Source organism: Bacteroides sp. D22, assembly GCF_000163675.1.
Taxonomy (GTDB): Bacteria; Bacteroidota; Bacteroidia; order Bacteroidales; family Bacteroidaceae; genus Bacteroides; species Bacteroides xylanisolvens.
This window is the reverse complement of record NZ_GG774816.1, coordinates 58,304-69,902: the sequence shown is the minus strand read 5'-3', so window position 1 is coordinate 69,902 and position 11,599 is coordinate 58,304. Positions and strand designations below refer to the sequence as shown.

6 protein-coding genes are annotated in these 11,599 nt (G+C 45.2%); 3 read left to right on the top strand and 3 right to left on the bottom strand.

Annotation, left to right across the window (positions count from 1 at the left end; translation table 11 throughout):
- Positions 1-24 precede the first annotated feature (24 nt).
- Complete coding sequence (locus tag HMPREF0106_RS06145) at positions 25-1,677, bottom strand: glycosyl hydrolase family 18 protein (protein ID WP_009040688.1); 1,653 nt, start codon at positions 1,675-1,677, stop codon at positions 25-27.
- Between the two features lie 808 nt (positions 1,678-2,485).
- Between HMPREF0106_RS06145 and HMPREF0106_RS06150 the strand changes: the two genes are divergently transcribed.
- Positions 2,486-2,686: a hypothetical protein gene (locus tag HMPREF0106_RS06150; protein ID WP_225450101.1), complete on the top strand. Its 201-nt coding sequence runs from the start codon at positions 2,486-2,488 to the stop codon at positions 2,684-2,686.
- 48 nt (positions 2,687-2,734) lie between these two features.
- On the opposite strand, the gene HMPREF0106_RS06155 is transcribed toward HMPREF0106_RS06150, so the two are convergent.
- Complete coding sequence (locus tag HMPREF0106_RS06155; RefSeq protein ID WP_009040686.1) at positions 2,735-4,492, bottom strand: AAA family ATPase; 1,758 nt, start codon at positions 4,490-4,492, stop codon at positions 2,735-2,737.
- Between the two features lie 136 nt (positions 4,493-4,628).
- Positions 4,629-4,877: a hypothetical protein gene (locus HMPREF0106_RS0125020; RefSeq protein ID WP_232286789.1), complete on the bottom strand. Its 249-nt coding sequence runs from the start codon at positions 4,875-4,877 to the stop codon at positions 4,629-4,631.
- A gap of 142 nt (positions 4,878-5,019) precedes the next feature.
- Here HMPREF0106_RS0125020 and HMPREF0106_RS06160 point away from each other — a divergent pair, with 142 nt between their 5' ends.
- On the top strand, positions 5,020-7,467 hold the full coding sequence (locus HMPREF0106_RS06160) for a glycosyl hydrolase family 95 catalytic domain-containing protein (protein ID WP_009040684.1): 2,448 nt from the start codon (positions 5,020-5,022) through the stop codon (positions 7,465-7,467).
- A gap of 36 nt (positions 7,468-7,503) precedes the next feature.
- Positions 7,504-11,448, top strand: a complete 3,945-nt coding sequence (locus HMPREF0106_RS06165) for a hybrid sensor histidine kinase/response regulator transcription factor (protein WP_009040683.1) — start codon at positions 7,504-7,506, stop codon at positions 11,446-11,448.
- Positions 11,449-11,599 lie beyond the last annotated feature (151 nt).

Genomic DNA, 11,599 nt, shown 5'->3' with positions numbered 1-11,599 from the left:
TACATTTAATAATTAAGATTACATTTACTTGGGATTATTAATCTCATAAGCAACAAACTCCTCTTGTATCGCTTTCAACAATGATTTTTCATTATTTACCGACACATCGGACCCCCAACTCATTATTCCTCTATAGCCTTCCTCACAAGCATACTTCGCTTTTTTACGAATCGTATTCTGACCATTAAGAGTATACGTTTTGCCATTATACGTAAATTCATCCAAAGCAACATCCGAAAGTCCACCATTTATAAAATCAGAGTAAGAGACTTGTTCTCCATTTACACCGGTAGTCCCGATAAAAGGCACACCGAGAACCAGTTTATCTGCCGGAATCCCGTACTCAACAGCCATTTCTGCATCTTTTACAAATTGCTCGTAAGAATATCGCATCACTGCCGGTCCGTAGCATTGGTAAGACATAAAATCCAAAGCTTCAATCGCATTTTTCGAAATTTTATAAGCAACCGGATGAAGGGATACGGAGAAACATACGTCTTTGCCAAGTATCTGTCTGATTTTCACAATCGTCGCACTGTAGTTAGCATATTCTGTCTCCGTAGTAGGCCATTCAATATCAAGGTCTACTCCATCAAATTCATATTCCTTCAAAACACTCTTCAAATTATTAGCAAATGCGGTACGCGTATTATCAGCACTCATCATTTGCCTCCATTGCCCGCTGCCGAATCCTAATCGTAATTTTCGGCTGTCATTACCTACCTGAGCTGCCAAGATTTCGCGTATTTTTTTCCAACGGTCCAACCAAGTGTGAGAGTCCTTCCCCGGATTGGTAGAATCATCATATTGCCAATAAGCCAACACTTTTGCTACCATATTCCAATTATCGAATTTTATACCATTCTTCCCACCAGTACCTGCTGCCATACTCCAAAAAGAAGTTCCATCCAAACGGCCTTTGAAGTTTTCACCTATATAAAAATCGGCACGGGCAGTAGGCAATACGATTTCTTTGTCAAGCGTAGAAGACCACGCATCTACAAAAATCCTGAATTGCTTTTTATTGCCATCATAATCTACCGCCAGATAATGCCAAGCTCCCGGAGCCAAACCCTTGGCATCCACATAGGTACCTGCTGTCACTGATGCATTTCCCAACGCCCAGCTCACAGTCTGCTCGTTAGCACCTAATTGTAAGGCAGCCAACACTTTATCTCCACTTGTTTTTTTAAAGATATATGCTCCGGGCACCCACTCATCTATAAATATATAGGTAGCAAAAGTGAAACTTTTATTAAATGTCTCTTCTGTAGAATGCAATAATCCATCTTTTCCATTCATTTTTCCGGTTCCGTCAAATTTTATCACACCGCTACGTCCCTCATAAGTAGCTTCATGCGAAACCCCGCCTGTAAAAGTTGCATCATTTATAGGCAAGTCAAAAGCTATATCTCCATTAGCATAAGGACGCGCAGCCAAATAAATAAGATCATTGCTGACAATCAGATTTTCTACCGGAATACGGTTTAATTCGAAAGGGTCACCACCAATGTATTGACAATTGATTAATGTTTTCTCAGCCGGATCATCCACTCCCGGCTGTCCGGTGATTGCTCCTTCAGGGGGCATTCCACCCGGAACTTCTACCCATTTAGTGTCTTTACAAGCTGTTAGCGATACTAACACGAAAAGACATAAAAAGAATTTGTTTCTCATAAATTTAAGTTATTAAGATTTTCTATTCGCTGACAATAAGAGTCTCCATTAATCAAACAATTGGTTTTTCTCCTAAAATCAACGTCACAAAAATAGGTACAACAACAAAAATCAATATTTAAAAAATAGCCATTAAATATTCACTTTTCACCAAATCAACCCGTTCCATCGGAGAAATGGTTCTTATCTCAAAAAGACAATGATTAAAACACCCAACTATCCGGTTCTGACCTTGCCAAAACCCTCTTATTGAATATTCATGTTATAATCCGGTTTCAGCCGTTTCAGTGTTGTCTGCAAACGCCTTGATAGGAGGAAATAGCGGCTGAAAGCGGAAAAAGACATCCCTCGCAGAAAGATACTGCAAACAAGGTAGAGTGCTTTCAGCGCATTCAGTTTTCTCAAATTAGCTGATGGATCTATATATTCAGCGTAGTAGGTATATATACTCACCACGCTGAATATATATGCCCAACAAGCGGGGTATATAGATTCATCACGTGGGCAAAAGTCGGTGGAATGTGGGCTTGGGTTCCTTTGAGTGGGGGATGGAGTACTACATACAATGAAATGATGTAAGAGACTTGAGCAAGTCAAGTACATGGCTCTGCTTACTTCAGTACTGGTTTGAACAAGTTCATCCACACATAGTTTTATTCCTTACCGCATCACCATCGAGCAAAATTAGTAAAGCTATTTCGTAATTAGTTTCAACCCTATTTGAAACTAAAAGTTTCACGCCGGGAAACAAAGTGTTTCACCGTATGAAACGAAGTGTTTCTCGGTGTGAAACGGATTGTTTCAAGCCTTGAAACAATTTTTGAAACTAATCGCCACAGGTGAAGAGATGGTGAAGTTATTGCACTTCACCCGCAAACTCCTTATTCATCGGAGAGACAGAGAAAAGGTGAAAGGGGAGATGGAAAGATGGAAAATAAATATCCAGTGGGGAAATTTATTCGATACTGTAATGATTCAGTACTATACCGAAATGAATATTACTTTATAAGCTCTCTACTTCTTTTCCTGATAATTAACAGCTATCGAATGCTGTATCTCAAGAATTTACCTCCTCGCAAACTCTCATTTCCATACCTTTATACACTACCACAATCTTGTGTAGTTGCGTAGTGCCAATAGCGTTCTTCACCCTGTCGGTGTCAGCATAGCGGTTGGTCTGGGCAATAGCTTCCGCCCGCAATTCCTCCACCCGGCTTTCGGGGTCTTTGTATCTGGCATACTTCAGCTCGATGATGTAGCTATGGCTCATGTCAGGGTAAATCTCCAGCATGGGAGACAGGAAAATGTCAACATATCCGGATTGCGTGTCTGCTTCGGAAATGGGACGGTAGAAACGGTTTTGCGCTGTCATGGCAAGCGTGAAGCCATGTACGAAGGACTCTCCTTTCTGCTTGTCGCGCTGAGAGGCGTAGCGTTTCAGGCAATCGGCGATGTAGTCGAAGTAAGATTGCCATGCGCCATCGTAAGCCAAAGCAGAGGATAACTCATCTTTTTCATGGTTGTTGAAACTGAGGTCGGCTTCATTGTATGTATTCAGCAGATAAGTATAGAGTTGTTCACGCACCACTTGGTTGGGAATGATAAGTTTAGTCTTACCTTTGTACGTTCCGCTCACGGTGAGCATGCCGAAGTAATAGAGCAGGCTCACGAAATTATCGGAATCTACAATGTTGGCAGCTGGGAAACCGTCTTTCAACTCGCCGGTGATGTATCCCTGGCTCACTAAAGTCTGGATAATGGAGGCATCGTGCGCAAACTCTTTATCCTTGCGGATAAGCATACGCAGTTTCTCGTAATCGATACGAATGTTACTTTCTATCATATTTCGCGGTGCCTTTCCGTTATTATCAATATAGTTCTTAACGAAATAGAGCACCATATTGGAGTTGTACAAGGTTGGCTGATCATAACACTCCTGCGCAAAGCAATAGTTGTCATACCACGGTTTCATAAGTTCTATCAACTCATCTACAGTGTGATGGAATGGAGCTTTAGTAGAATAATAAGTCAGCATTTCGCGGACTTCGTCCTCGGTGAACCCCATCATTGCGTTGAATTTCGGTGTGAGGGAATAGTTGGTGCCGATATTAAATCCACTGGTGAGGTCATCCATCGTGACGGGACTCACTCCGGTGATGAAGCAACGCTTGATGCTGGAATAGGTTCCGGCTTTCACCCTATTGAAGAAGGCGCGCAAGTAGCCTTCCTTGTGGGTCTCTTCCGTATATCGGTGAATGCTTTCGGCATCCGAGAGGATGGCATTGGTGAAGTGGTCATATTCGTCAATGAAAAGATATATTTGCTGCCCGGCAAGTTCACACTGATGATATAGATAATCCAACTGCTCAACAGCTCCTGCTTTTTCATTCAAGACTTCCTTAATGCCTTTCGGCAGGTATTCTGCATAAATATCACAGAAATAATCGAAGCTGGTATTGCAATGTGCATCCAACCCTTGACGGTAGTTGTGCAACTCTCCACTAATTCCTGAGAAATTGAGATACAACACCAGATAACTGTTACGGTCTCGTGTGGGATGCTTTCCGATATAGAGATCGCCAAACAGAGCATCGAACTTGTCACGTGTACGCACATCATAATAGTGTTGCAACATGTTCAGCGTAAGGCTCTTGCCGAACCGGCGCGGGCGGATGAAAAAGAAGAATCTGTCCGATTGTTCTATTACAGGGATGAACGAGGTTTTATCCACATAATAATAATTATCAAGACGAATATCCGCAAAGTTCATCATGCCGTATGGCAGCAACTTTCTTTCTGATGATACATATTCCATAATCCGGTGTATTTATGAGTTCACTTTTTATCAGTGCAAACAAAGATACGCTCTTTCCGCTACTTTCACAAACAAATGATTTTAAAAATGTTCTCTGCCCTGATACTCTTCCATGAGTACTGCAAGAAACAATAGATCAAAATGGACTCATCATCGTTGCTTTCTTACACACCTTATCTATAAACATGTTCATTGGGGTCGATATTGCAATGAGGTCCTTATATGCTTCGGCATATAATTCTTCCCGGCTCATACCTGTCAGATACATACTTGTTTTTATATAGGAAACAAAGGTAGTATTTATCTCCAGACCGGACATCATCCGTCGGAGTGTTTTTCTTTGAAAGTTGGATATACTGAATGCAAACCAGACCCGGTTCTTCATTAGAAACATCTTACCAAACCCACAAAGAAGCACTTTTAGCGATTTTTAAAAGCCTATTGGTAAAAATTGAAACCAACCCGCTAGACAGAATCTTAAAAAACAAGTACCTTTGTATCTCACATTCCTTTAAACAACACATATTATGAAAAAACTCTGCCCTCTTATTCTTTGCACACTTTTTTCTCTTTCCGCAGCGTCCATAGAGACGGTGGATTATACTCAAGGGCTTTCCGTATGGTTCGACACTCCCAACAATCTCGATGGACAAGCTATCTGGCTACGTGCCAACGGCACAGGGGCGAATCCGGACAAAGCATGGGAAAGCCGTTCGCTACCTATCGGGAATGGCAGCCTAGGAGCGAATATCATGGGCTCCATATCCGCAGAACGAATCACACTGAATGAAAAAACTCTCTGGAAAGGGGGGCCGAATACCGCCAAAGGCGCCGAGTATTATTGGAACGTAAACAAACAGTCGTCAGGTGTACTGAAAGAAATCCGGCAGGCTTTCCTGAACGGGGATTCTAAAAAGGCGGGGTATCTCACACAAGAAAACTTCAACGGGCTGGGAGCTTATGAAGAAAAAGACGAGACTCCGTTCCGCTTCGGCGCTTTTACCACGATGGGAGAGCTTTATGTGGAAACCGGACTCAGCGAAATCAATATGAGCAATTACCGCCGCATCCTGTCGTTGGATTCGGCGATGGCTGTGGTGCAATTTGACAAAGACGGGATACGGTATCAACGTAAATACTTCATATCCTATCCGGACAGCGTTATGGTCATGAAGTTTGCTGCCGATAAAGGCGGAAAACAGAATCTTGTACTTAGCTATTGTCCCAACAACGAAGCAAAAAGCCATCTGGAAGCAGATGGAAACGACGGATTAGTATATACCGGCGTTCTCAATAACAACGGAATGAAATTCGCTTTCCGAATCAAAGCTATCCACAAAGGGGGAACACTGAAAGCAGAAAACGACCGGATTATTGTGAAGGATGCTGACGAAGTGGTATTCCTGCTTACGGCAGATACCGATTATAAGATGAACTTTGCCCCAGACTTCAAAGACCCGAAAGCCTACGTCGGCAACGACCCGTCACAAACGACTCTGGCTATGATGGACAATGCCCTGAAAAAAGGTTATGACGAGCTTTATCGTAATCACGAAGCCGATTATACCGCGCTGTTCAATCGGGTACGTTTTGAAATCAATCCGGAAATCGGCACTCCCAACCTGCCGACCTACAAACGACTGGCTAGCTATAAGAAAGGCGTGCCGGACTATCAGCTCGAACAATTGTACTATCAGTTCGGACGCTATCTGCTCATAGCCAGTTCGCGCCCCGGCAACATGCCAGCCAACCTGCAAGGATTGTGGCACAACAATACCGACGGCCCGTGGCGGGTAGATTACCACAATAACATCAACATTCAAATGAACTACTGGCCTGCGTGCCCCACCAATCTCTCTGAATGTACATGGCCTTTGATTGACTTTATACGCAGCCTGGTAAAACCCGGCGAGAAGACAGCACAAGCCTATTTCAACGCCCGCGGATGGACAGCATCCATCTCTGCCAATATCTTCGGATTCACAGCTCCCTTATCCAGCAAATCTATGGCATGGAACCTGAATCCTACCGCCGGTCCGTGGCTGGCAACGCATATATGGGAGTATTATGATTATACCCGTGACACGAAATTCTTAAAGGAAATCGGCTACGACCTTATCAAAAGCAGCGCACAGTTTGCGGTAGACCACTTGTGGCACAAGCCCGACGGGACTTACACCGCCGCTCCTTCCACTTCTCCCGAACACGGCCCGGTGGACGAGGGAGTCACTTTCGCGCATGCCGTAGTACGTGAAATATTACTGGACGCTATCCAGGCAAGCAAGGTGCTCGGAACGGACGCCAAAGAACGCAAGCAATGGGAGAATGTATTGGCAAAACTAGTTCCGTACCGCATAGGACGCTACGGTCAGTTGTTGGAATGGTCTACCGACATAGACGACCCGAAAGATGAACATCGCCACGTCAACCACCTGTTCGGATTGCATCCGGGGCATACCATCTCTCCCGTGACTACCCCCGAACTTGCACAGGCAGCCAGAGTGGTACTGGAACATCGCGGAGACGGCGCTACCGGTTGGAGCATGGGTTGGAAGCTCAACCAATGGGCACGCCTGCAAGACGGAAACCATGCGTATAAACTATACGGCAACTTATTGAAAAACGGTACACTGGACAACCTCTGGGATACCCATGCGCCTTTCCAGATAGACGGAAACTTCGGCGGTACGGCAGGAATAACCGAGATGTTATTGCAAAGCCACATGGGATTCATCCAACTTCTTCCCGCTTTGCCGGATGCATGGGCAAACGGCTCAATAAGCGGAATCTGCGCCAAAGGAAATTTTGAGGTTTCCATCTCCTGGAAAGAGGGACAACTGGAGAAAGCTATCATCCATTCCAAATCCGGAATCCCCTGTAACGTAAGATACGGAGACAAGACGCTCAAGTTCAAGACCGTAAAAGGGAAAAAATACGAAATCACCTTAAAAGGGGACAAGTTAGCCGTATTATAAAGAAGGCATCTGTCCTCATAAACAAACCTGCTTTACATGAAAACCAAATACGCTGTTCTGCCAAGCCTTTTCTTTATCATACAGTTAGTCGGTGTTCTCCCTCTCCGGGCAGAACACTATTACTTTAAACAAATCTCTCTGAAAGAAGGGTTGCCTTCCAACGTGCGCTGTATTCTCCGGGATGAGCAGGGTTTCGTATGGATAGGTACCAAATCGGGACTGGGAAAGTTCGACGGGCACGAACTGAAAAGATACAAACACCAGGCAAACGACCCGAACTCGCTTCTCCACAACCTGATTTATCAGATTGCCGAAGACAAGCAACACAACATCTGGGTACTGACTGAAAAAGGTATTGCCCGCTACCAACAGCAGAGCAACGACTTCACGTTCCCCACGGACGAGGACGGGAAGAATATCACCGCCTATTCCTTCTGCCTTGTCCCGGACGGAATCCTCTTTGGCGGCAAGGACAGGATTTACAAATATAGTTATAACGATTCTTCTCTCCGGCTTCTGCAATATTTCAACGCCAACTCTTTTAAAATCAACGCTCTCAGTATGTGGGATTCAAAGACGTTGCTTTGTTGCAGCCGTTGGACAGGCATATACCTCGTAGACCTGCATACCGGAGAGCACAGCCGGCCCCCTTTCGACTGCGGGCCGGAAATTACCACCATGATGACCGACAGCCGGAAAAGAATATGGATTGCCCCTTACAGCGGCGGACTTCGTTGCTACTCATACGACGGCAAACTACTGGCTTCGTACTCCACCCGCAACTCCGCCCTTAGCAACGACATCGTCCTAAGCCTCGCCGAAAGGGAAGGGCAACTGTGGATAGGAACAGATGGCGGCGGAATCAATATCCTCACCTCCGAAACCGGGGAAATCTCCCAACTGGAATATATCCCGGGACGTGAAAACTACTCTCTCCCCGCCAACTCCATTCTCTGCCTGCACAACGACCACAATAACAATATATGGGCAGGAAGCACCTGCAACGGATTAATCAGCATCCGGGAAGTGTTCATGAAAACCTACACCGACGTAGTCCCCGGCAACGACCGCGGACTAAGCAACAGCACCGTGCGAAGCCTTTACCGCCAATCGACCGACAGTATCTGGATTGGTACGGACGGCGGCGGTATCAACCTCTTTAACCCGCGTACCGAGAAATTCACCCATTATCTTTCTACCTGGAACGATAAAATAGCGTTTATCAGCGGATTCACTCCCGGAAAACTACTGATTTCCCTTTTCTCCAAAGGAGTATTCATATTCAACCCCGCAACCGGGGAGAAACAGCCTTTTACCATTGTCGACAAAGAAACTACGACACAACTTTGCAACCGGGGTAAATCGGTCAACTTATATCAGAACACCCCCAACACCGTGTTATTACTGGGCGACCATGTCTACCAGTATCACCTGAAAGAAAAGAAATTCGACAAGGTCACCGGAGAAGAAGGGAAAAGTATTGTCGGCACGCTCGTCCCCTTCAAGCACGAGAACAACCGGACTTACATCAACGATTTCAAACATATCTACGAACTGCACGATGGGGATTCCTTGCTGCAAACAACCTTCGAATGTTATCAGGATACCGTAATCAGTTCGGCGTCACACGACGAGCACGGCGATTTCTGGATAGGAAGCAATTTCGGCCTTATCCACTACAACCCCGTTTCCCAAAAGCAGACGCACATCCCTACCAACCTGTTTACCGAAGTCAACATGGTGCAATGCGACCAGAGGGGCAAAGTATGGATAGGTGCGGATAATCTGCTTTTCGCCTGGCTTATACAGGAACAGAAGTTCGTTCTCTTCGGAGAGTCGAACGGAGCTATCCAAAACGAATATCTGCCCAACGCCCGGTTGGTAAACAATGAGGGGGATGTCTATATCGGCGGTGTAAAGGGTATGCTGCGCATTGACGGCCAGCTGCTGCTGAATACATCGGAAATGCCGGAACTGCAACTGTTGGATATTATCATCAATGGTGAGCCTGCACAGAACAAACTATATAGTCATCCGGCAGCAATCTCTGTCCCATGGGACAGCAATATCACTATCCGAATCATGTCGAAAGAAGAGGATATCTTCCGCAAGAAAGTCTACCGCTACCGGATAGAGGGGCTGAACGACCAGTATATCGAATCGTACCAGCCGGAATTGGTAATCCGGTCATTACCGCCGGGCAATTACAAAATTATGGCTTCATGCACAGCGAAAGACGGTAGCTGGATTCCCAACCAGAAAATACTGGAACTAACCGTACTCCCACCATGGTATCGCACGTGGTGGTTCATTCTCGGTTGCACCATTCTCATTGCCACCATAATCATCGAAACTTTCCGCAGAACATTGAAACGTAATCAGGAAAAACTGAAATGGGCGATGAAAGAGCATGAGAAACAGATGTACGAGGAAAAGGTACGTTTTCTTATCAATATCAGCCACGAACTACGGACTCCGCTGACGCTGATTCATGCGCCACTCAATCAGATTTTGAAGTCGCTCTCTTCCGGAGACAGCCAATATCTGCCGTTAAAAGCCATCTACCGGCAGGCACAACGGATGAAGAACTTGATTAATATGGTGCTCGACGTGCGGAAAATGGAAGTAGGGGAGAGTAAACTGCAAATTCAGCCTCATCCGCTCAATCAATGGATTGAACACGTTTCGCAGGATTTTATCAGTGAGGGGGAAGCAAAGAATGTGCATATCCGCTATCAGCTCGACCCACGGATAGAGAAAGTCAGTTTCGATAAGGACAAATGCGAGATTATCCTAAGTAACCTGCTTATCAATGCCTTGAAACACAGTCCGCAGGACACGGAAATAACGATTGCTTCGGAACTGCTGCCCGAAGAAAACCGGGTGCGTATCTCCGTCATCGACCAGGGATGTGGACTAAAGCAAGTGGATACGCACAAGCTCTTTACCCGCTTCTACCAGGGAACGGGAGAACAGAGCGGAACAGGAATCGGCTTGTCTTACTCCAAGATTCTGGTGGAACTGCACGGCGGCTCTATCGGCGCACAGGATAATGAAGAAACCGGAGCCAGCTTTTTCTTTGAGTTGCCGTTGAGGCAGGAACCGGAAGAAATCATCTGCGAGCCAAAAGCTTATCTGAACGAGTTGATGATGGATGATAACAGCGGGCAGCCGTCCGCGAAAGAGGTATTCGACACCACTCCATACACTATTCTCGTAGTGGATGACAATCCGGATATGACAGACTTTCTGAAAAGAACGTTCGAAGGATACTTCAAACGGATAATTATCGCCGGAGACGGGGTGGAAGCCCTTCAACTGGTCAGAAGCCATGTCCCTGATATTATAGTCAGTGACGTGATGATGCCTCGGATGAACGGGTATAAACTTTGTAAAACGATTAAAGAGGATATCAATATCAGTCACATCCCAGTCATTCTGCTAACTGCCAGAGATGACAGGCAAAGCCAAATAAGCGGTTACAAGAATGGAGCGGACGGCTATTTAAGCAAACCTTTCGAAGTGGAAATGCTAATGGAACTTATCCGCAACCGGTTGAAAAACCGGGAATATACCAAGAAAAGGTATCTGAATGCAGGATTAATCCCCACACCGGAAGAAAGCACCATCAGCCTGACAGACGAAACATTCCTGATTAAACTGAATAGTATCATCCAGGAAAATATAGAAAATTCCAATCTGGGCATTCAGTTTATCTGCCAGGAAGTAGGATTGGGCCGTTCTTCGCTTTATAACAAACTGAAAGCACTTACAGGCATGGGAGCGAACGAGTATATCAGTAAGCTCCGTATAGAAAAAGCTATTACATTGATATCCGGCACGGATATGCCCTTCTCTGAAATTGCAGAGAAAACCGGGTTTACCACTCCGAGTTATTTCAGTACGGCTTTCAAGCAATATACCGGGGAAACACCCAGTCAATATAAAGAAAGAAAAAAGAAAGGTCTGGCTGATAAATAATACCATCATTATTCTTTATGCTGGCTGAAGTTTCCGGCTGCAAGCCAATTCGCCGCATATTGACCGATATTGACCGATTAACAAACGGGCTGCCACAGAATCACTTCTCCGGCAGCCCTTCTTTCATTAAATTAAAAAACAGAGAGTATGA

Excerpts from the sequence above, each read along its gene's own strand:
- HMPREF0106_RS06145 (WP_009040688.1), bottom strand. The coding sequence starts at position 1,677 with ATGAGAAACAAATTCTTTTTATGTCTTTTCGTGTTAGTATCGCTAACA.
- HMPREF0106_RS06155 (WP_009040686.1), bottom strand. The coding sequence starts at position 4,492 with ATGGAATATGTATCATCAGAAAGAAAGTTGCTGCCATACGGCATGATG.
- HMPREF0106_RS06160 (WP_009040684.1), top strand. The coding sequence starts at position 5,020 with ATGAAAAAACTCTGCCCTCTTATTCTTTGCACACTTTTTTCTCTTTCC.
- HMPREF0106_RS0125020 (WP_232286789.1), bottom strand. The coding sequence starts at position 4,877 with ATGAAGAACCGGGTCTGGTTTGCATTCAGTATATCCAACTTTCAAAGA.
- HMPREF0106_RS06165 (WP_009040683.1), top strand. The coding sequence starts at position 7,504 with ATGAAAACCAAATACGCTGTTCTGCCAAGCCTTTTCTTTATCATACAG.